At 69.1% G+C, this 21,389-nt stretch carries 19 protein-coding genes; 7 read left to right on the top strand and 12 right to left on the bottom strand.

All coding sequences use genetic code 11. The features are described 5' to 3' along the window. Positions 1 to 12: 12 nt before the first annotated feature. The 3 genes from metE to aceA all read right to left on the bottom strand — a co-directional run bounded on the left by metE (position 13) and on the right by aceA (position 5,124). Positions 13 to 2,334, bottom strand: coding sequence for a 5-methyltetrahydropteroyltriglutamate--homocysteine S-methyltransferase (gene metE / locus EBN03_RS19360; RefSeq protein ID WP_122189489.1), 2,322 nt, complete (start codon positions 2,332 to 2,334; stop codon positions 13 to 15). A 323-nt stretch (positions 2,335 to 2,657) separates the two neighbouring features. Next, positions 2,658 to 3,518 carry a 3-hydroxybutyryl-CoA dehydrogenase gene (locus tag EBN03_RS19355; protein ID WP_122189488.1) on the bottom strand — a complete coding sequence of 287 codons (861 nt, stop codon included), beginning with the start codon at positions 3,516 to 3,518 and terminating at the stop codon, positions 2,658 to 2,660. A gap of 319 nt (positions 3,519 to 3,837) precedes the next feature. Further along, the gene (gene aceA, locus EBN03_RS19350) at positions 3,838 to 5,124 is read right to left on the bottom strand and encodes an isocitrate lyase (RefSeq protein WP_122189687.1); all 1,287 of its coding nucleotides are present in this window, start codon (positions 5,122 to 5,124) and stop codon (positions 3,838 to 3,840) included. A 537-nt stretch (positions 5,125 to 5,661) separates the two neighbouring features. Between aceA and EBN03_RS19345 the strand changes: the two genes are divergently transcribed. Further along, positions 5,662 to 6,801, top strand: coding sequence for an alpha/beta hydrolase (locus EBN03_RS19345; RefSeq protein ID WP_122189686.1), 1,140 nt, complete (start codon positions 5,662 to 5,664; stop codon positions 6,799 to 6,801). 151 nt (positions 6,802 to 6,952) lie between these two features. On the opposite strand, the gene uraH is transcribed toward EBN03_RS19345, so the two are convergent. Continuing rightward, a complete protein-coding gene (gene uraH, locus EBN03_RS19340) occupies positions 6,953 to 7,261 on the bottom strand; it encodes a hydroxyisourate hydrolase (RefSeq protein ID WP_122189487.1) in 309 nt (102 codons plus the stop codon). Next, the gene (uraD, locus tag EBN03_RS19335) at positions 7,258 to 7,761 is read right to left on the bottom strand and encodes a 2-oxo-4-hydroxy-4-carboxy-5-ureidoimidazoline decarboxylase (RefSeq protein WP_122189685.1); all 504 of its coding nucleotides are present in this window, start codon (positions 7,759 to 7,761) and stop codon (positions 7,258 to 7,260) included. The genes uraH and uraD overlap by 4 nt, the downstream gene beginning before the upstream one ends. 119 nt (positions 7,762 to 7,880) lie before the next feature. Between uraD and EBN03_RS19330 the strand changes: the two genes are divergently transcribed. Continuing rightward, entirely contained in the window at positions 7,881 to 8,507 is a 627-nt protein-coding gene (locus EBN03_RS19330) for a nucleotidyltransferase family protein (RefSeq protein WP_122189684.1), read from the top strand. After that, positions 8,507 to 9,490, top strand: a complete 984-nt coding sequence (locus tag EBN03_RS19325) for an XdhC family protein (RefSeq protein WP_122189486.1) — start codon at positions 8,507 to 8,509, stop codon at positions 9,488 to 9,490. The genes EBN03_RS19330 and EBN03_RS19325 overlap by 1 nt, the downstream gene beginning before the upstream one ends. Before the next feature lie 60 nt (positions 9,491 to 9,550). On the opposite strand, the gene EBN03_RS19320 is transcribed toward EBN03_RS19325, so the two are convergent. Next, positions 9,551 to 10,657 (bottom strand): ABC transporter substrate-binding protein, encoded by a 1,107-nt coding sequence (locus EBN03_RS19320; RefSeq protein ID WP_407671179.1) that lies wholly within the window; start codon positions 10,655 to 10,657, stop codon positions 9,551 to 9,553. A gap of 186 nt (positions 10,658 to 10,843) precedes the next feature. On the opposite strand from EBN03_RS19320, the gene EBN03_RS19315 reads away from it, so the two are divergent. Further along, positions 10,844 to 12,508: a serine/threonine-protein kinase gene (locus EBN03_RS19315; RefSeq protein ID WP_267899298.1), complete on the top strand. Its 1,665-nt coding sequence runs from the start codon at positions 10,844 to 10,846 to the stop codon at positions 12,506 to 12,508. Positions 12,509 to 12,511: 3 nt separating this feature from the next. On the opposite strand, the gene EBN03_RS19310 is transcribed toward EBN03_RS19315, so the two are convergent. From EBN03_RS19310 to EBN03_RS19290, 5 genes are all read right to left on the bottom strand, one after another. Further along, a complete protein-coding gene (locus tag EBN03_RS19310; protein WP_122189484.1) occupies positions 12,512 to 13,303 on the bottom strand; it encodes an ABC transporter permease in 792 nt (263 codons plus the stop codon). Then, the gene (locus EBN03_RS19305) at positions 13,300 to 14,049 is read right to left on the bottom strand and encodes an ABC transporter permease (RefSeq protein WP_122189483.1); all 750 of its coding nucleotides are present in this window, start codon (positions 14,047 to 14,049) and stop codon (positions 13,300 to 13,302) included. The genes EBN03_RS19310 and EBN03_RS19305 overlap by 4 nt, the downstream gene beginning before the upstream one ends. After that, entirely contained in the window at positions 14,046 to 14,891 is an 846-nt protein-coding gene (locus EBN03_RS19300) for an ABC transporter ATP-binding protein (RefSeq protein WP_122189482.1), read from the bottom strand. The genes EBN03_RS19305 and EBN03_RS19300 overlap by 4 nt, the downstream gene beginning before the upstream one ends. Positions 14,892 to 14,937: 46 nt before the next feature. Continuing rightward, the gene (locus tag EBN03_RS19295) at positions 14,938 to 15,357 is read right to left on the bottom strand and encodes a hypothetical protein (protein WP_147471640.1); all 420 of its coding nucleotides are present in this window, start codon (positions 15,355 to 15,357) and stop codon (positions 14,938 to 14,940) included. 144 nt (positions 15,358 to 15,501) lie between these two features. After that, a complete protein-coding gene (locus tag EBN03_RS19290) occupies positions 15,502 to 16,470 on the bottom strand; it encodes a hexose kinase (RefSeq protein ID WP_233608467.1) in 969 nt (322 codons plus the stop codon). Positions 16,471 to 16,699: 229 nt separating this feature from the next. Between EBN03_RS19290 and EBN03_RS19285 the strand changes: the two genes are divergently transcribed. Continuing rightward, positions 16,700 to 17,134 carry a DUF4254 domain-containing protein gene (locus EBN03_RS19285; RefSeq protein ID WP_122189681.1) on the top strand — a complete coding sequence of 145 codons (435 nt, stop codon included), beginning with the start codon at positions 16,700 to 16,702 and terminating at the stop codon, positions 17,132 to 17,134. A gap of 322 nt (positions 17,135 to 17,456) precedes the next feature. On the opposite strand, the gene EBN03_RS19280 is transcribed toward EBN03_RS19285, so the two are convergent. Next, a complete protein-coding gene (locus EBN03_RS19280; RefSeq protein ID WP_122189480.1) occupies positions 17,457 to 19,001 on the bottom strand; it encodes an ATP-dependent DNA ligase in 1,545 nt (514 codons plus the stop codon). Positions 19,002 to 19,183: 182 nt separating this feature from the next. Here EBN03_RS19280 and ramB point away from each other — a divergent pair, with 182 nt between their 5' ends. Together ramB and EBN03_RS19270 are read left to right on the top strand one after the other, a co-directional pair. Then, positions 19,184 to 20,593 (top strand): acetate metabolism transcriptional regulator RamB, encoded by a 1,410-nt coding sequence (ramB, locus tag EBN03_RS19275; RefSeq protein WP_122189479.1) that lies wholly within the window; start codon positions 19,184 to 19,186, stop codon positions 20,591 to 20,593. Between the two features lie 101 nt (positions 20,594 to 20,694). Further along, positions 20,695 to 21,177 (top strand): hypothetical protein, encoded by a 483-nt coding sequence (locus EBN03_RS19270; RefSeq protein WP_122189478.1) that lies wholly within the window; start codon positions 20,695 to 20,697, stop codon positions 21,175 to 21,177. Positions 21,178 to 21,389 lie beyond the last annotated feature (212 nt).

The raw sequence follows: 21,389 nt of genomic DNA, 5'->3' as shown, positions 1-21,389 counted from the left end.
ACTCCGGCCGAATCACACCGCCGCGGCGCCCGTTTCGGCCGCCACGGCCCGGCGCCGCACGCGCCGCGCCGCCGCGACCATGTTCCGCAGTGACGGGTCGAGCTGCCAGTAGTGCCTGGTCTTCAACCCACCGTCCGGGTTGGCCCACAACCGGTCCGGCGAGATCACCGTGGCTGCCGCACTGAGCAGTTCGTCGAACTCGTCGATATCGGGGATGCGGGCCGAACGGCTCTCGTACACACCGGGACCCACACCGTGCGATAGGCCGTGGCCCTCGCGGGCGTCGTGTTGCAGGGCGTCCACCACCCATTCGATCGAACGTGTGGCGACGATCGCGGTCACGTCGGCGTCGAGTTCCTCGATCGCGGCGACGATCTCGGCGAGCGCGGAATAGGCGATGTGCGTGTGGATCTGGGTTTCCGGCCGCACACCCGAGGTGGCCAGTTTGAACGCGTTGACCGCCCACCGCAGGTACTCCGAGCGCCCGTCGGGGCGCAGCGGCAGCAGCTCCCGGATGGCCGGCTCGTCGACCTGGATGATGCGCACCCCGGCCTTCTCCAGATCCGCGACCTCGTCCCGCACGGCCAGCGCCACCTGGTCGGCGGTCTCGTACAGCGGCTGGTCCTGGCGCACGAACGAACGCGCCACCATGGTGACCGGCCCGGTCACGATGCCCTTCACCGGCTTGTCGGTGAGCGATTGGGCGAAGGTCACCCAGGACACCGACATCGGCGCCGGCCGCTCCACGTCGCCGTAGAGGATCGGCGGCCGCACACAGCGCGAACCGTAGGCCTGCACCCAGCCGAAGTGGGTGGTGGCGAATCCGTCCAGCTGTTCGGCGAAGAACTGCACCATGTCGTTGCGTTCGTGCTCGCCGTGCACCAGCACGTCGAGGCCGATGTCCTCCTGCAGCCGGATCGTGGCCTCGATCTCGGACTCGATCCGCTTGCGGTACTCGGCATCCGAGAGCCGTCCCTGCTCGTGGTCGTAGCGGGCCTGCCGGGCCGCGTCGGTCTGCGGGAACGAACCGAGCGTGGTGGCCGGGACCGGCGGCAGCGGCAGCGCGGCCTGCTGCGCGAGGCGGCGTTCCGCGTAGGGCTCGCGCTCGCGCATCTGCGGGGTGAGCGCGTAGACCCGTTGCCGCACCGCGTGTTTCTGCTTGAAGTGCACGGAAGTGGGCCGCTTGCGCCACTTCTCGGACGGGCCCTCGGTCAGCGCTTTCGCCAGCGAAACCACTTCCAGCACCTTCTGTTTCGCGAAGGCGAGGCGGTCGGCCACATGGCCGTCGAGTTCGTACTCCACGAGCAGGTCGTAGGGCACGTGCAGCAGCGTGGTACCGGTGGACACCACCATGTCCGGGCACACCTTCGACAGCGAATCCAGGTACTGCAGCGTCACATAGCGGTCGGCGCGCCACACGTTGGTGCCGCTGATGACCCCCGCGTACAGCCGCTTGCGGCGGATACCCGGGATCTCGGCCAGTTCCTCGGGCGAGATCCGGTACGCGGTCAGGTCGAGCCCGATCGCCTCCACCTGCGAGGCGGCCAGAATGCGCAGAGCCTCACCGAAATTGCCGTACTGACCGGTGACCAGGATGCGCGGGCGCAGCGGCGCGGTCGACAGCCGCTGATAGGCGGCCGCGAAGGCCGCCAGTTCCCGCGGGGTGCGTTCGGCGGTGAAGCACGGCTCGTCCAGCTGCACGCAGGTCGACCCGCGCTTGGCCAGGATCTCGAACAGCTCCTCGTACACCGGCAGCAGTTTGTCCAGCAGCGACAGCCGGTCGAACGGCGTCTCACCGGGCACGTTGCCGGCCTTGGACAGCAACAGCAGCGACACCGGGCCCAGCATGACCGGCCGCAGCTCGATCCCGCGCTCCCGCGCCCGGTCCCACTCGTCGAGCAGGGCCTCGGGGTGCAGCGAGAACTCGGTGTCGGCCTCGAGCTCGGGCTGACGGTAGTGGTAGTTGGTGCCCAGCAGGCGCACCAACTCCAACGGCGGCAGATCCGGGTTGCCGCGCGCCATCAGGAAGTAGAAGTCGAGCGGGTCCATGCCCTCGCGGAACGGCTCGAACCGGCTCGGCACGGCACCGAACAGCAGCGCGTTGTCGAGGACATGGTCGTAGAAGGAGAAGGTGTTGCCCGGTACCTGGGTCAGACCGGTGGCCGCCAGTTCACTGAACTGGGTCTCCTGGATCTCGCGGCCTACGGCTACCAGCTCGTCGCGGGACAGCGTCCCGTGCCAGTATGCCTCCAGCGCGCGCTTGAGCTCGCGATGGTGCCCGATCCGCGGATAGCCGAGAATGCTCGACCCGAATCCGTCGGCGACATTGACCATGAGGGAAACTCCCTTCCACACTGCCCGGTCGGTTACGACCTGACTGCAGCTTATGCCTGGAAACACTCCACAGCCGACACGATGCACACGGCCGCACATCCCATCGTGTCAGTTGAGGACCAGGACAACCCCGACCACCACCTGGCCCGCAAAGCCCGTCACACCGGCAACCACAGGCTGCCGATCGTGACAACTGATCTCGTGCGGGCCGGGTAACTCACCGGGGACGCCCAAAGTAGGTAACGGCACCCCACCGCCGCCACGGCTGCCCGATCATCCACGGCTCCCAGCCACCCGCAAAAAACGCGGAGAGGCGGGGGAGCCTAGTACTGGTAGAAGCCTGCGCCGGACTTCTTGCCGAGCAGCCCCGCCTCGACCATGCGCAGCAGCAGCGGCGGCGCCGAGTACAGCGGCTCCTTGAACTCGGTGTACATGGAGTCGGCGATCGATTTCACCGTGTCCAGGCCGACCAGGTCGGTGAGGGCGAGCGGGCCCATCGGGTGCGCACAGCCCAGCACCATGGCCTTGTCGACGTCTTCCTTGGTGGCGAAACCGGATTCGACCATGCGGATCGCGGACAGCAGGTAGGGCACGAGCAGCGCGTTCACCACGAAACCGGAGCGGTCGGCGGAACGCACGACCTGCTTGCCGAGCACGTCGGCGGCGAAGGACTCGGCGCGCTTGGCGACGGTCTCGCTGGTCTTGAGGGTGGTGATCAGCTCGACCAGCGGCAGCACCGGCACCGGGTTGAAGAAGTGCATGCCCACGACCCGTTCCGGGTTCTCGGTGGCCACGGCGATCTTCATGATCGGGATGGACGAGGTGTTGGAGGCCAGCACGGCCTGCGGGTCGGTGACGATCTTGTCGAGCTCGGCGAAGATCGCGGTCTTGACCTCCTCGCTCTCCAGCACGGCCTCGACGACCAGCTGCCGGTCGGCGAAATCGCCCAGGTCGGAGGTGAACCGGAGCCGCCACGCGGTCTGCTCCCGCTCGCGCTCGGTGATCTTGCCGCTGGACACACCGCGGTCGAGCGACCGCAGGATGCGAGCGCGGCCGGCTGCCGCCAGCTCCCGCGACTGTTCGAAAACGAGTACGTCGACGTGCGCCCGCGCGCACACCTCCGCGATCCCGGCGCCCATCTGTCCGGCGCCGATGATGCCGACGCGCTGAATCTTCTCGCTCACTGTCCCGCCTCTCCGCGATTTTTGCGGACGGCTGATTGCCGTTGAAGTCCGGCACCCGCGCCCGCTTTTGGATGCCGGACCTATTTCGGTCGTCCCCGGGTGGATTACCCCGGATCCCGCGAAATCGGTTGGCGCCTCGGATGATCGCGTCATCCTCGGCATTCGTTCATCTGCTCTTATGCACGGAGACCGCCGACGGCGCCCGAAGGCAACCGTCGACGGTCTACACGTTATGCGGTGACCGTCTCATTCGGTCACATCGGAACCTCGCGATTCCGACCGGATGCGGGCGCCGGTCGAGGCACCCGCAACCCCGGGATCAGTGGAACTGACCCTCTTCGGTCGAACCCTTCAGCGCAGCGGTGCTGGTGTTGGGGTCGACGGTGGTGGCGATGGTGTCGAAGTAGCCGGCACCGACCTCACGCTGGTGCTTGGTGGCGGTGTAGCCACGGGCCTCGGCCGCGAACTCGCGCTCCTGCAGGTCGACGTAGGCGGTCATGCCCTCGCGGGCGTAGCCGTAGGCCAGGTCGAACATGGAGTAGTTGAGGGCGTGGAAGCCGGCCAGGGTGATGAACTGGAACTTGAAGCCCATGGCGCCCAGCTCGCGCTGGAACTTCGCGATGGTGGCGTCGTCCAGGTGCGACTTCCAGTTGAACGACGGCGAGCAGTTGTAGCTCAGCAGCTGGTCCGGGAAGTCGGCCTTGACGGCCTCGGCGAACTTGCGAGCGACCTCGAGGTCCGGAACACCGGTCTCCATCCAGATCATGTCGGCGTAGGGCGCGTAGGCCTTGGCACGCGCGATGCAGGGCTCGATGCCCTTCTGCACGTGGTAGAAGCCCTCGGCGGTGCGCTCACCGGTGACGAACTGCTTGTCGCGGTCGTCCACGTCGGAGGTGATCAGGGTGGCGGCCTCGGCGTCGGTACGCGCGATGACCACGGTGGGGGTGTTGGCGACGTCGGCGGCCAGACGGGCCGAGGTCAGGGTGCGGATGTGCTGCTGGGTGGGGATCAGCACCTTGCCACCGAGGTGGCCGCACTTCTTCTCCGAGGCCAGCTGGTCCTCCCAGTGGGTACCGGCGGCACCCGCGGCGATCATGGCCTTCTGCAGCTCGTAGACGTTCAGCGCGCCACCGAAGCCGGCCTCACCGTCGGCGACGATCGGGACCAGCCAGTTGTCGACCGAGGTGTCGCCCTCGACCGCGGCGATCTCGTCGGCGCGCAGCAGCGCGTTGTTGATGCGGCGCACGACGGCCGGCACCGAGTTGGCCGGGTACAGCGACTGGTCGGGGTAGGTGTGGCCGGAGAGGTTCGCGTCACCGGCGACCTGCCAACCGGACAGGTAGATGGCCTTCAGGCCGGCGCGGACCTGCTGGACCGCCATGTTGCCGGTGAGGGCACCCAGGGCGTTGATGTAGCCGTCGCCGTTCACGCCCTCCCAGAGGATCTCGGCGCCACGACGGGCGAGGGTGTGCTCCTCGACGACGGAGCCCTGCAGCTTCACGACCTGCTCGGCGGTGTAGTCGCGGGTGATGCCCTTCCAGCGCGGGTTGGTGTCCCAGTCCTTCTGGATCTCCGCAGCGGTCCTCGGGGTGCCGACGTTCGACATCTCTGTCTCCACTTCCTCTGTGGTCGTGCCCCAAGCTCGGACCGGGACTGCTGGCTGCTCGGAAAGTGCAGTCAACCGCCGTCGGTAGGTCCGAACTCTGCTGGAGCGGCAATTTGCAGGGTTGCTAGGCCCTTGGGGTGTACTTCAACACGATGGCACACGAGAAAAGTGCCGTCTACCTGTTGCTTATGTGAATCTCAGCTAGTTTGCGAGCCGCGTCTGCTAATTCTGCAAAATTTGCGCTCAGATTGCACGCAGGAAAACTACTGAAGAGTAGCGCTGACCTGGGCTTTAGCGTAACGCTCGTACTGTTTACTGAACGACCCACCCCCGGCCCTTTCGGCGATACGCCACGCCGGGTGTGAGGACCTTCACAATTCGAATGTGTTCGGCACCACCGAGGTTCCCCCGGAATCGGACCCGGCCGGACATACTGGACCCACCCTGGACGACGGATCACAGCCGATCCGTCGCGACCCTCCGCGCACCCGCGAGGCCGATCCTCCATCCGGTGCGCCCGGCCACGAGGAGCAGTCCTTGCGCAGGACCTTCATCGGCATCGCCGCGTGCGCGGTGGCACTCTGCTCGCCCCTGCTGCCCACCGCCACCGCCGCGCCGACCGGCGAAGCCGGCGTCTTCGCCTCGGCCGAGCCGCTGGCGCCGGTCGCGACCCCGCCGAGCGCGGTCGATTCCGAACGGTTCTTCTACTCGACCACCACCGTCGGTGACGCGCCGACCCAAGCCAGCGCCGCGGTCTACTTCCCGCCCGGCCAGCCGCCGGCCGGCGGCTGGCCCGTCCTGGCCTGGGCCCACGGCACCATCGGCCTCGGCGACCAGTGCGCCTACAGCGTGGCCGGCCCGGCCGAGGTCGGCCGCGACTGGGCCTACCTGGACTCGTGGCTCGGACAGGGCTACGCGATCGTGGCCGCCGACTACGCGGGCCTGGGCACCGACGGCGAACACCCGTACCTGAACGGCATGGTCGAGGCCCACAACGTGGTCGACGCCGTGCGGGCCGCCACCAGCCACTACGACACGCTCTCGCGCCGGTGGGCGGTCGTCGGCCAGTCCCAGGGCGGCGGCGCCGCGGTGTTCACCGCGCGCTACGCGACCGAGTTGGGCGGCCCCGGCCTCGACTACCGCGGCGCGGTCGCGACCGGCACCCCGGCCTACATCGAGGACGCGCTGCAGCTCGGCGGACCCGGCATGCCGCCGATCGCGCTCGGCGGCGACACCACCGCCTACGTGCTCTACATCCTGGCCGGCCTGCGCACGTCGTATCCGGACCTCGACATCGACTCCTACCTGACCGACGCCGGACGCGCCTGGGTGGACCGCGCCGAGAGCTCGTGCATCGGCCCGTTCGCCGAACAACTGGTGGCCGAGCACGTGGTGCTGGGTGACGTGCTGGCCCGCCCGATCAGCAGCCTGCCCGATTCCCATGCGCTGCTGCACAACTACCTGGGCCTGCCCGAGTCCGGCTACGACCGGCCGCTGTTCCTGGGCCAGGGCCTGTTCGACATCGACGTCGTCACCCCCGAAACCCTGCGTTTCGCAGCCACTCTCACCGCTGCGCGGGAGCCGGTCACGGTCCGCACCTACCCGACCGATCACAGCGGCACGGTGAACATGTCACTGCGCGACTCGATCCCGTTCATGCAGGGGCTCTTCGCCTGAAAAACGCACGCCCGGAACCACTTCGATCGTCGTGGCACGATCGAGGTGTCCGGGCGTGAGGACGAGTCCCGCGCAGCACCCACGCGACCGTGGGCTGCGCTGCCGGAAATCCTCCCGGATGATGTTCGGCGCCGGGAGCATTCCGGATCGGTCAGCTGCCCCGGTAGGTGGAATACCCGAACGGCGACAGCAGCAGCGGCACGTGACAGTGCGGCGCCCGGTCCAGCGTGAACGTGATCACCACCTCCGGGTAGAACGTCTCCGCGAAACAGGCGCCGGTGTCGAAGCGCAACCGGTACACGCCGGGCGGCAGTTCGTCACCCAGAGCGGCGATTCGGCCGTCGGCGTCGGTCACCGCGGTGCCCAGGATCGTGCCGGCCGCGTCGGTCAGTACAACCGCCACACCCGCGGCGGGCAGGCCGCGGGTCGTGTCCAGGACGTGGGTGCTCAGAGTGGTCACTGGGCCTCCTCGGCGGCGAACAGGCGCCGCAAGCGGATTCGGTTGATCTTGGCGAGTTCGCCTCGCACGACGGCTCGTTCGGCCTCGGGGGTGTTGCGCATCCGGGCCATGAGGTCGTCCAGCATCTCCGCCGCCGAACGACCGGACGCACAGACCAGATAGACGTGCCCGAAGGCGGCCTCGTACTCGCGGTTCCACGCGTCCAGCGCGGCCCGCACGTCGTCGCCGGCCGTGGCGACCCCCGCCTGTTCGAGCGCCGCGGCGCCTTCCTCCGGCGGCGCACCGATGCGGGGGTGCGCGGCCATGGCGACATCCAGATCGAGATCGGACATTGCCGCGACCTCGGCGTCGGACACCGCGAGCAGATCGGACACCCGCCGATACGGCCGACCCGCGGTCAGCGCCCGCACCCACCCGGGGGCCGCGCAGCACGACTGCAGCGCCCGTGCCGCCTCGGCGTCGGGCAGGGTGTGGAAGGTGGGGAGATCGAGGATCGTCATCTGCCCCAGCATTGCCGTCTCGCGACCGCGTGGCCAGCGTTGCGGCCGAGATCACGGCGACCCGAGGCCGTGACCTCCGGCTCCTGAAACCACCCCGGCCTGCGACTACCCTCGCGCCCATGGACGACGGTTGCGCCGGAATTCTGTTGGCCGGGGGTGCGGGAACCCGCTACGGCCGGCCGAAGGTGCTCGCCGAGAACGGGGCCTGGCTGCGGTCCGCGGTGTCCGCGCTGCGCGACGGAGGTTGCGCACCGGTTTACGTGGTGCTCGGCGCGACCGGTCCCGCGCAACCCGCTCCCGGCGGCGGCTGGCTCATCTCCCGCAAACCCGATATCGCCCTGCCGCCGGGTGCCCGGCCGGTGTGGGCAGCGGATTGGGCGGTGGGCCTCTCGGCCTCGCTGCGGGCCGGAATCCTTGCCGCGGCAAACGATCCCGTGGGGTACGCGGCTATCCTTCCGGTGGACACCCCGGACGTCGGCGCGGATGTGGTCGCGCGGGTGTTGGGGGTAGCTAGAAACGCGCCCAGCGGTCTGGCTCGTGCGGTTTTCCACGGTCAGCCCGGTCATCCGGTTTTGCTATCGAAGACCGAATGGTCTCCGATTCTTAAATCTACGCAAAATGATGTAGGCGCCCGTACCTTTCTTGCCGCGAGAACGGATATGGTGGCCGTTACGTGCGACGACCTCGCGACCGGGTACGACCGCGACTACCCGGGCAGCACGCGCGGTGATCGGAGTTTTATGTGATGCGTGACATTCTCGAGCCGTTGTTACATGTATGGGAAAGCGGCCAAATCGGTGGGCTGGCAACCCTCGTGCGCACACATGGAACGAGTTCGGTTCCCATAGGTTCGGCCATGCTGGTCGACCCACAGGGTCTGGCCCACGGCGTCGTCTGCGACTCCGCCTACGAACACGCCGTCTACGAGGCGACCCTGCAGGCCGCCCGCACCGGCCGCCGCGAGCTGCTGCGGTTCGACCCGGCACCGGACATGCCGGCCGAGCCCGGCGCCGGCACCATCGACGTCTTCGTGGAACCGTTCTCGCGCACCGACTTCGCCGCGTTCCGGGAGGTCGCCGAGGAGGTCGCCGCCAACCGCCGGGTCACCGTGTTCACCGTGGTGTGGCACAACGATCCGGAAGTGATCGGCCAGCACGTGGTCACCGATCGCAAGCACAACACCGAACTGGTGACGCTGCCCGAATCGGATATCTTCGTCGCCTCCTACGCCGCCGCCCCGCGCCTGATCATCTTCGGCGCCAACACCGTGTCGGCCGCCCTCGCGGTGCAGGGCCGACTACTCGGCTACCGGGTCACCGTGTGCGACGCGCACGAGGTCGGCCAGGCCGCGTTCCCCGGCGTGGAGGTGGTCACCGACTGGCCGCACCGCTACCTCAACGCGCTCTCCGCCGCCGACGAGATCGACAGCAATACCGCGATCATCACCATCGGCCTGGACCCGAGCTTCGAGATCCCGCTGCTGACCGTGGCTCTGGGCCTCCCCGAGCTGGGTTACCTGGCCGCACTGAGTTCGACGACGGCCCGCCGCCAGCGCGACGACGCGCTGGAAGCCGGCGGCTTCGACGCCCGCACCCTGGCCCGCCTGAACGCGCCGGACCCGCGCGCCCTCGGCGCCGCCACCGCGCCGGAGATCGCCATCGTGGTCGCCGCCGACCTGCTGGCATCCCGCACCCGCCAGGCGGTGTATCCGCGGGCCGCGGTCGCCTGAATCACGCTGCCCGCCCGGCCCGGTGGACTCCACTCGGGCCGGGCGGGCACGAATTCCCGTTCAGCTCTTCAGTTCCGGGTGTTCCTGGTACACCTCGCGCAGCACCGACAGGTCGAACAGCTTGTCGGCGGAGATCTTGATGTCCGCCTTCGCCAGCGCCTCGATGTTCTGTGCGATCAGATCGTCTGTGACACTGAGGAATCCGTTGGCCTTGGTATCGGCCGACACCAGCAGATCGTTCTGCGCCACGGCTTCCTGCGTCTGTTCGGCGAGTTCGAGGCGCTGATCCTTGCCGTAGACCTCGACCGCCAGCCGCGCACCCTCGGCGGGGTCGGCGTAGGCGTCCTTCCAGCCCTTGATCTCGGCGGCCAGGAACGCCTTCAGCTTGTCCCGCTCGTTGTCGATCGTCTGCTGCCGCACGGTGAGGGTCTCGGCCAGCAGCGGCAGCCCGAAGTCCGCGAACAGGAAGTTCGCGGTCCGGAAACCCTTGGCCGCCAGCGTGATCGGTTCGTTGGTGACATAGGAGGCCCACCCGTCCACCTCGCCGTTGGCCAGCGGGGTGGGGTCGTACTGAGCCGGCACGATCTGCACATCGGAGGGCTTCATCCCGTTCGCGGCCAGCAGCGCCTTGAAGATCAGCTGATTGGTGTCCTGCACACCGATCTTGCGGCCCTTCATGTCCTGCGGCGAATTGATCGGCTTCGCGGCGGAACTCACGATGGCGAACGGGTTCTTCTGATAGGTGGTGGCCACGATCTTGGCGGGCAGCCCCTTCAGCACGGCCGGTGCCGTGGTCTGCGGCGCGGACATGCCCAGCCAGATCTTGCCGGTGTCCAGGCCCGCCTCCACCGAGGTGCTCGCCGCGCCACCCGCGATCAGGTTCACGTGCCCGAATCCGGCGTCGCGGTAGTAGCCCTTGCTGTCGGCGAAGTACTCACCGGCGAATTCGATGTTCTTCAGCCACGACAGCTGGATGCCGACCGTCCCGAATTTCGAGCCGTCCGGCGTGGACCCGTTGTTCCCGCCACCGGACCCCCCGCTCCCGCACGCGGCCACCAGCCCGGCGGCACCGGCCGCCGCGCCCGCGACGGCGGTGTACCGCAGAAAGGACCGGCGGTCGAAGGAGGTGGACCGGTTTGCCGACATGAGGTGGTTCATGCGTGTCATGTCCGAAATGTAAAGCGTTCGCATTGCGGATACCGCGCTTTACCGCTCCCGCATGTGTGCATTGGGTAAACACCGGCGCGAACCGGCCGAAATCGGCCATTGCCGCCCCCCGGCGTGTCGCTGCGCCGAATCGCGCCTCCACGCTCTCCCGTATGCTCGGCGCGCACGGGGAGGATCGGAGGGGTTGTGGCACAGCTGGGGATCGGGGAATCGTTCGCGGGCTATCGCATCGACGCCGTGCTCGGCGCCGGCGGTATGGGGTCGGTCTATCTGGCCCAGCATCCCCGGCTGCCGCGACAGGTAGCGCTCAAACTGCTGAACCACGACATCAGCACTGACGGCGAACTGCGCCGCCGCTTCGAGCAGGAAGCCGATCTGGTTGCGCGGCTGGATCATCCGAACATCGTCGATGTGTACGACCGCGGTCGCGACGGGGACCGGTTGTGGATCTCGATGCGCTTCGTGCCCGGAACCGACGCGGCCCGGCTCGATCCGCGCACCGTCACACCGGAGCGAGCCGTGCGGATCGTCACCGAAACCGCCGCCGCCCTCGACTATGCGCACAGCCGTGGCGTCCTGCACCGGGATGTGAAGCCCGCCAACCTGTTGCTCGCCGCGCCGAGCGGCGGCCACGGCGAGCGTTCGTATCTCACCGACTTCGGGATCGCGCGCCTGACGAATTCCGACGCCCATCTCACCAGCACCGGAACCGTCACGGCGACAATCGCGTACGCGTCCCCGGAACAACTGGCGAGCTACACCGTCGACCATCGCAGCGACCAGTATTCGCTGGCCTGCACCCTTTTCGCGCTGCTGACCGGACGATCACCGTTCGAGGATGCCAATCCGGCGCGGGTGATCGCCGGGCATCTCAGCACGCCGCCACCACCGATCACCGCACTGCGCCCGGGCCTGCCCCCGGCCCTGGACGCCGTTCTGGCGCGGGCCATGGCCAAGCAGGCCGAGGACCGGTTCGCGTCCTGCGCGGATTTCGCGGTGGCGGTATCGAATGCCTTTGCGGGGCAACCTGTTCCACTACCCATCCGCGCTGCGCCGACGGTCGTGTACGAGCCCGCACCGGCCGCGGTCACGCCGTATCCGGCGGCCCCCGCGCCGCATCAGGCCGCACCGGGCACCGCAGCACCGCATCTGGCCGCTCCCGGCCCCGGAGCGCCGTATCGACCGGACCGAGGTTCCGCCCCGCCGTATCCGGCCTACGGGTATCCCGCCCCGGGTCCGATCGCGTCCGCCCGGCCCCGTCGCCCGCGGCGGACCGGCCGCTGGATCGCGGTCACGCTGGTCGCTCTCCTGGCGATTGCCGGTGCCGCCGTCACGGCAGCAGCGCTCAACTGGCAACGCATCCAGGACATGTCGCTGTCGGACTGGGACGTCCAGGAACGACCCCTCGTCCACGCGTTTCCACACCTGATCTCGGCGAAAAACAAAGGCACCGGCTGGCACGGAACGTACTGCGAGCGGACTTCCGGTCCCGGACAGGTGAATATCGAGACCGCGATCTACTGCCAGACCAGCGGTATCACGCTGACTATCGAGATCTACGAGTTCCAGACCCCCGCCGACGCCCAGGCCTACCTGGCGCGGGCCGAGACGTACCAGGGGATACAGCGGACCACCGCCTCGAACCCCAGCCTGTCCGGACCCCAGACGCTCCTGGTGCCGGGAGCACTGACCGACTTCAGCGCCCGCACATCCTCCAGCGGCGTCCTGTACCAGGGCTTCCCGTCCGACCCGGACCGGGACCGGTTCGTGCTGACCTTCTCCTCCAACACCGCCACCAGCGGTCAGGAGATCCTGGACCAGTACTGGAAGCAGGCCCCGCTGGGCAAGTGACCGTCATCCGGCGTCCGCGCCGAACCGGGCCAGCACCAGGTTCTCGATCACCCCGACCACCGCGTACAGCGCCACCGACACCACGGTGACCACCACGATCGACGCCCACAGCTGCTCGTACTCGAACTGCGGGATGGCGCGGATCAGGGCGGCACCCAAACCCGTTCCGCTGCCCAGCCATTCGCCCAGCAGGGCACCGATCAGCGCGCCCGGCACGGAGATCCGCGCAGCGGCGAACACCGATGGCAGGGCGGCCGGTACGGCCACCAGCCGCAGCCGGGTCCAGCGCGAACCACCATAGGCGGCAACGAGTTCCATCGATTGCGCGGGCGCCCCGCGCAGCCCGGTGGAGATCATGACCAGCGCCGGGAAGAACACCACGATCGCGGCCATCACCACCACACCGGTCACCCCGCGCCCGAACACCAGCACGATGATCGGCGCCAGCGCGACCAGCGGCACCGAGCGCAACAGCATCGCCACCGGCAGCAACGCGTGCTCGACGGGCGGCACCGTCACGAAGAACGCCGCCGCGACCAGCGCCGCCAGCAGACCGGCGACGAAACCGCCGGCCGCGTCCCGCATGGTCGTACCCAGATCACCGAACAGCGCCTGCCGGGCCGCGGCGGACTCGTCGCCGGTGAACAGGTACGCCCACACGTCCGCCGGTGTCTGCCCGACCCGGGGACCCACCTGCGGGAACGCCGCCAGGAACGCGTACCAGATCACCAGGATCAGTAGCAGCGAGATGACCAGTGGCAGCAGGAATCTGCCGATCCGGCGCAGGGTGGTCATGCGCGGGCCTCCACTCCGGTCAGGGGCCGCAGCAGCCGGGCCACCACCGCCACGACCGCGTAGCCGAGTCCGGCCAGGGCCGCCGCCGCGAGCGCCATCCCCCAGGTCCGCGGCACATTGTAGGAATTCTGCGCGGCGGTCAGCGCCACCCCGATCCCGGAGTCGACCCCGCCCAGATACTCGCCGATGATCGCGCCCAGAACCGCCGATGGTGCCGCGATCTTCAACGCCGCCAACGTATTCGGCAGCGCCGCGATCGCCTGGACCCGGCGCAGCTGCTGCCAGCGCCCGCCGCCGTAGGCGCGCACCAGGTCGAGGCTGGTCCGGTCGGCGGACCGCAACCCGCTGACCGTCCCGACCATGGTGGTGAAGAAGCAGTACATGGCCGCCAGGAACACCGTGGGGGTGCGGCCGCCGAACACCACCAGGATGATCGGGCCGAGCGCGAGCAGCGGCGTGCAGTAACTGAGGATCGCCAGCTGGGTGGCCAGCGCTTCGATCGGCGGGATCAGCACGACCAGTACCGCGAGCACGATCGCCAGCGCGTTCCCCCACAGGAATCCCTGCAGGGCCCCCTGCGCGGTGATCCGGAAGTTCGGCCCGTACAGCGCCCAGCCGTCGGTGTACATGGTGTGCAGCACGGTCCAGGGGGTGGGGATCGTGCCGCCGGCGGCGTGCAGCGCCGCCAGGATCCACCACACCCCGAGCAGTGCGAGCACCCCGATGCCACCGCCGAACCGCCTCATTGCGGCTGCTCCGCGCTCTCGGCCTCGTCGAGCGCCTCCGCCGCGGCTTCGATCCCGCCGGTGCCGGCGCGCCCGAACAGCAGCTCGGACAGGTAGTCGCAGATGCGATGGAACTCCGGCGACCGCATCATCTCCGGTGTCCGCGGCCGCGGCAGGTCGATGGTCACCGTCTCCACCACCCGGCCGGGCCGCGGGCTCATCACCGCGACCACGTCGGACAGGAACACCGCTTCGGCGATGCCGTGCGTGACCATCAGGGTGGTGGCCGGTTTCTCCGTCCAGATCCGCAACAGTTCCAGGTTGAGCCGCTGCCGGGTCATATCGTCGAGCGCGCCGAACGGCTCGTCGAGCAGCAGCACCGCCGGCTTCACGACCAGGGCGCGGGCGATCGCCACGCGCTGCCGCATCCCGCCGGACAGCTGGGCCGGTTTCGCCTTCTCGAAGCCGCGCAGGCCGACCAGCTCGATCAGGTCGGCGATCTGCCGCGGGTCGGCGGGCAGTCCCGCCACCTGCAGCGGCAGCTTGATATTGGATTCCACACTGCGCCAAGGCAACAGCGCCGGGTCCTGGAAGGCGATCCCGAATTCGTGGCCGCGCCGCAGTTCCGCGGGTGTGCAGCCGTTGATCGACGCGGCCCCCTCGCTCGGCTCTTCCAGCCCGGCCAGGATTCGCAGCACTGTCGACTTCCCGCACCCGGACGGGCCGAGCAGGGACAGGAAGGCGCCCTGTTCGGTGTGCAGATCCACCCCGTCGAGGGCGGGCACGGTGTGCCGGCCGGACTTGAAGGTCTTGCCGAGTCCGGCGACCTGGATTCCCGTGCCGCCACCGGTGTCCACTGTCATGGGCTCACAGTAGAAGGCACCGGTTGCGGCGGCATTACGAATCGGGTCAGCGGAACTGCGGCTCGAACCACACGCGCGCCGAACGGCGGGTCAACAGCACGATCAGCGCGAGGGCACCGACCGGGCCCAGCCAGCCCGGCGGGCGGCCGGCCATGATGGACGGAACGGTCCACACCAGCTGGATCATCGCCAACCACACCCCCGCCATCCGGACCATCTCCCCGATCCCGCCGAACACCAGGGCCAGGCAGCCCAGCAGCCAGGCCGGCACGAACCCGCCGGCGGTCAGCAGGGCCGAATGGGAGCCGAAGAGCCAGCCGGCGGCGGCGGTGCAGAACACGCCGATGATCGCCATGGCCACCGCGATCAGCTGGGCCGCGCGCACCGACATCGGCATCGTGAACAGACCCTCGACGGCGACGCCGGTCTCCGGCCGCCGTTTGCCCCACCGTCCCTTGTCCGCCATCGGTTCTCCCATGTCCAGTGCGCAGCGAGCACCCGCGCCGCAGGCCGCGGCAGGTGGCCGCACTGTACCGCGACACGCTGCCGGAACTGGGACAACGCGCAGACACGCTCGGCGTGTCGGATTGGTCCGGATCGGGAACCGGGCTCAGGCCTGCGCGCTACACGCCGACCCGTCACCGACCGCGGCGGCCGGCCCGGTGATCTCAACCAGCGGCCGGGTCCGGCGCAGCACCGACCGGTCGATCTCCCCGGCCACCGGAATCACCAGGGCCGCAGCGGCGGTCGCCACCGCGTCGGTCAGCAGGTCCGGCCACTCCGGTTCCGCCGTCTCGGACAGCATGCTGATCATCGCGGCCGCGGCCGCCTCACCCGTACCGGCCTGGTTGCCGGGGACCGGTTCGGGCAGCCGAGCCGACCAGCAGCCGGCGGCGGTGGCCAGCACGGTCCCGGCGGCACCCAGACTCACCAGGATCGCGCGCACCCCGGCCGCCAGCAGCGGAAGTACCGCGTTCTCGACCTCGGCCGCCGTGGTGACATCGGCGCCGGTGAGCGCGATCAGCTCGTCGCGATCGGTCATCAGCACCACGCCGGGCACCTCGGCAGCCAATTCCAGTGCGCGCCCGGACACATCGCACACCACCGGGATGTCGACCGCGAGCGCCATCCGGGCCAGATCCGCCGGCACCGCCGGGCTCACCCCGGCCGGCAGCGATCCCGACACCACCAAGCCGCGGGTGTCGGGCAGCAGGCCCTGTACCCGGATCCGCAACTGCTGCACCGCCGCCTGCGGTTCGCTCACCCGCGGGCCGGGTTCCCGCAGCGCGGTGGCGGTGGCGTCGTCGGATTCGCTGATCACCACGGTCCGGCGCACCCACGGCAGTACGGTCACGAAATCGACCGGCAATTCCTGCTCGGCCGCGGCCGCGAACGCGTGGTCGGCGAATCCGGTTGCCCGGGAATATTTTCCGAGTTGATTGAGCACGCGGGTGACATTGAGTCCCTTGCCGCCGATGCGCTGCTCGACCGACAGCACCCGATGTTCGCGGCCGCGCACCAGCTCCGGCAACCGATAGGTGAGGTCGTACGCCGGATTCATTGTCACGGTGAGGATCACGGCAACCACACTCCCAGTCGCAGGCCCCGGAGCATTTCCCAGACCCTCTTCGAGTACCACGGCATGCGCGAACATACCGCGATCCGGCCCGGCGAACCCACCCGAAGTTGTTGCCGAAGACTCGCTCGCGCCCACACGAACCGGCTCGATTCGGTCGAAACACCGAGGTCGGCGTGTCGATTCGAATGCCGTTGCCGATCAGAGATATTGAGAGTGCAGGATGGCGCGCGTGGAATCGCTTCCGCCCAAAGATCTTCTCCTGGACGCCTGCCGGGGCACGCTGCACGGCGACCAGTTCGTCCTGCGCTGCGCGGCTCGGCTCACCGAGCTGCACGAGCGCCGCCTCGCCGCGCCCGACTCGACCCGGTCGGTGGACAACGAACGCGCCGAACTGGTGCACGATATCGATCGGTGGGTCGCCGCGGAATCGCCGCCCGCCGACGGCGCGACCCGCATGCACACCGAGACGGTGGGCACCGTTATCGATCGGATGGCGCAGTTCTCCTCGCTGGCCTATTACACGCTGGCGAATCTGCCGCAGTGGATGACGCACGACGCGTGGCGGCGGCTCACCGAACTGGCGGTGGCGTACGAGGATCTCGCGAGCGAGGTGGCGACGGGCCGTTGCCGGTTACCGGATCTGTCCGGACATCGGGAGCCTTGACCCCGGGGTGGCCGGCGACGCGGGCGAGGGACCAACGCCGCCGGCAGCCAAGGAATCACGGATCAGGGCAGTTGATCCGCACCAGTCGAAACCGGCACTACAAATACTGCCCTGTCAGGCTGAGGGTGCGCTGCCGATAAACCTGTGAATCACCTGGCAAATCACCCCGGCGCACATCAGGTCGCACCCTTCATACCGCCGGCAAGCCGCGCCGCGTTACCGATGACCTCGACAACGCGCGCGATACCACCGGAGAACGGGCGAATCGCTACCCGACCGCACGTCGATCGAGCTGCCGCCCGGCATTCCGCACGGGCCGGGCTCACCCGACGCCCGGCAGCAAGGCCCGCACGGCATCGATGGTGTCCGCGTCGGCGGCCGTCTTGTCCGGCCGGTACCGGATCACCCGGGCGAACCGCAGCGCGGCGCCGCCCGGATAGCGGGTGCTGACCTGCACCCCGTCCAGCGCGATCTCGACGACCAACTCCGGCCGCAGGTACACCGCGTGCGCGTCGCGGGCCCGCTCGTGGGCGGGGAATTCCGTGGTCTGCCAGCGCAGCAGCGCGTCGGTCAGGCCCTTGAACGTCTTGCCCACCATGATCGGCGGACCACCGTCGGGGTCGCGGGCGCCCAGGTGCAGATTCGACAAGTACCCGGTCCGGCGCCCGTACCCCCATTCCGCGCCCAGCACGATCAGGTCGAGCGTGTGGGTCGGCTTCAGCTTCAACCAGGCCCGGCCCCGGCGTCCGGCGGCATAGGGCGCGGACAGCGACTTGACCATGACCCCCTCGTGCCCGGCACGCAGGGTGGCCGCGACGTAGTCCGCGGCGGCCGTGGGGCCGGGGCGCTGCAGCACCGGGATGCAGTGCGGCCCGGCCACCGTTTCGAGCGCGGCCCGCCGCTCGGCGAGCGGCGCGTCCAGCAGGTCGGTGCCGTCGAGGTGCAGGCAATCGAAGAAGAACGGGTGCAGCAGCAGGTCGCGGGCCGACTTCGGTTGTGCCGCAACCAGAGCCGGGTCGAGGGCGAAGCGGCTCATCGTCTCCTGGAACGGGCGGGGCCGGCCGGCGTCGGTGAGCGCGAGTGTCTCCCCGTCGAGCACCACGCTGCTGCACGGCAGGCCCGCGACCAGTTCCACCAGCTCCGGCACCGTGGCGGTGATATCGCGCAGCGTGCGGGTGAACACCCACACTCGTTCTCCGGCGCGATGCACCTGGATGCGGGCGCCGTCGAGCTTCTGTTCCAGGCTGACCGCACCGTCGAATTCGGCCATGGCCTCGTCGAGCGTGCCGCCGGGCGTGGCGAGCATGGGCTGCAGCGGGCGCCCGACCTCCAGCCGGAATTCCGCCAGCGCCGCCGCCCCGCCGGTCAACGCGGCCCGGGCCGTCACCGGCAGCCGGCCCGACAGCATGAGGGCCCGGCGGACCAGCTCGACCGGCACGCCCGCCGCGAGCGCGACCGCGTCGCCGACCAGCGCGGCCGAGGCACCCTGGCGCAGCTCGCCGGTGAGCAGCCGGATCAGGAAGTCCCGTTCGGCGGTGGTGGCGGCCGCCATCAACCCTTCCAGCAGTTCGCGCCGCCGGGCGACCGATCCCGGCCCGGCAGTGTCGGCGAGTTCGTCGAGCACGGCCTCGACCGCGCCGATCGCGAGCCCGGGTGTGGCGGCGGGCGGCACGTCGATCCCTAGCAGGGTGCGCCACCCGGTGCCGAGCCGGTCCTGGGTGGTATCACCGGAGAGCCACGCCACGACCGCCGGCAGCTCGTCGGCGCCGGCCGCCGCGAGCGACCGGGCGAGCGCGGCGATCTTCGCCTTGCGCGACGCGTTCGACCGCACGGCGTCCGATGTCGCGACCACCTCGGAGAACAGCACGGGTCGACGGTAACCCGAGCCACCGACAGGTACGCCGGGCGCGACACGACCGGCTGGAACGATTCGCCGGAACGTCCTGCGCGCAATGTACCGACGTCGCGGACCCGACTGTGACACATCCCTCAACAAGCGCTGCAAATCTTCTATTGGCACACCTGCTAATGCGCCCATACGCTCGGTATATGGCCAAGACGTTCGTCGGCACGCGGCTACGGCAGCTGCGTACCGAGCGAGGGTTGAGCCAGGTCTCACTCGCCAAACAGCTGGAGATCTCGGCCAGCTACCTCAACCAGATCGAGCACGACGCGCGTCCGCTCACCGTCCCGGTACTGCTGCGGATCAGCGAACTGTTCGGGGTCGACGCCGGCTTCTTCTCCTCCCAGGACGACACCCGGCTCATCGCCGAACTGCAGGAAGTCGTGATGGATCAGGAGCTCGGCATCGAAGCCGACGCGCAGGCCATCGCCGACATGGTGTCCGCCCACCCCAGCCTGGCCCGGGCACTGGTGAACATGCACCGGCGCTACCGCAACACCAGCGCGCAGCTGGCCGCCGCCACCGAGGACCGGTTCGCCGACGGCAGCGGCACCGCCGCCATCTCCCGCCCGCACGAGGAGGTCCGCGACTTCTTCTACCAGCGGCAGAACTACATCCACGAACTCGACACCGCCGCAGAGGAACTGGCCAAGCGTATGCGGTTCCACGGCGGAGATCTCAAGCGCGAGATCGCGAAACGGCTCAGCAGCGCGCACGGCGTGCAGATCGTGGAGCGCATCGACCTGGGCGACGGCGTGCTGCACCGCTACGACCCGCACACCCGGCGGCTGGAGATCGCGCCCCACCTGTCCGGCGGGCAGCGCAGCTTCAAACTGGCCGCCGAACTGGCCTACCTGGAACACGGCGACCTGATCGAAAAGCTGGCCGGCGAGGGCAATTTCGCGTCCGACGATTCCCGCACCCTGGCGAAGCTGGGGCTGGCCAACTACTTCGCGGCCGCAACCGTGTTGCCGTACACCACCTTCCACGAGGTCGCCGAGCAGTACCGCTACGACGTCGAGCGGCTGTCGGCCTTCTTCACCCAGAGTTACGAGACCATCTGCCACCGCCTGTCCACCCTGCAGCGGCCCGAACTGCGCGGGGTGCCGTTCTCGTTCGTCCGGGTGGACCGGGCGGGCAACATGTCGAAGCGGCAGTCCGCCACCGGTTTCCACTTCTCCTCCGCTGGCGGCACCTGCCCGCTGTGGAACGTGTACGAGACGTTCGCCTATCCGGGCCGGATCATGACCCAGATCGCGCAGATGCCCGACGGCCGCAAATACCTGTGGGTGGCGCGCACCATCGAGCGCCGCGCCACCCGCTACGGCGAGCCCTCCAAGACCTTCGCCATCGGCCTGGGCTGCGAATTGCGGCACGCGACCCGGGTGGTCTACGCCGACGGCCTCGACCTGGAGGATCCGCAGGTCACCCCGATCGGCGCCGGCTGCCGGGTCTGCGAGCGGATCCGGTGCCCGCAGCGGGCCTTTCCGCCGCTGGGCAAATCGCTCGACATCAGCGAACATCGCAGCTCGATCTCGCCGTACGTGCTGCGCTGATTCCGGTTCTCGCGCAGCGAAGCTCGCATAATTTCGATCTTGTTCGGACCCGGTGTTACGTTCCCCCGCGACGCGAAACACGCGTCCGAACAAAGGGAAACATGAGCCTCAAGACGATCGCCGGATCCACCCTGGTCGCTGTCGCGGCGGTTACCGCCGCGGCGGGTGGCGCATCCGCCGCACCCACCACGCCCGCCGGCGGGATCGCGCTGCGGCCGGTGGCGGACGACACCGCCGCCCAGGACGTCGCGTACCTGACGCTGTCCTCACCACATTCACGCAACATCGAGTCCGGCGCGAGCCTGGGCGGCACGGTAGGCGCCCTGTCCGGCATCCTGCCCAGCCTCGCGCCGGTCCTGCTGCCGACCGTCTCCTCGACGCTCGGCCCGGCCGGCGTGGCGGCGGGCCTGGACGCCGGTTCCGGTCTGCTCCTGCCGCTCGGCAGTGCCCTGGTCGTGCCGCTCGGCAGCGCGCTGGCCGGCGGCGCCGTCGGCGGTGCGATCAGTTCGACCATCCCCGCCTCCGACGTCCCCGACGGCGTGGAGTGGCACGGCGTCTGCAACGAGTTCGGCAACTGCTACTAGTTCGCCGAGCGATTCGGCAAGGCCCCGGAAACATATATGTTCCGGGGCCTTTCCCATGTCCAACTGGTGTTTTCATCTCGGAGAAACATCGGAAATACAGCTGTCACCGACAGATATTCGGGCGAAACAGATCTCGTTTACCGTTCGGCGCACGGATACACCGACTGTATACAACGCCTTGTCCCGCACATGGTTTGCGGGCACAGCGCGGG

The sequence above is a fragment of the Nocardia stercoris genome, assembly GCF_003696265.1.
Lineage (GTDB): Bacteria > Actinomycetota > Actinomycetes > Mycobacteriales > Mycobacteriaceae > Nocardia > Nocardia stercoris.
This window is presented reverse-complemented; position numbering and strand designations above follow the sequence as displayed.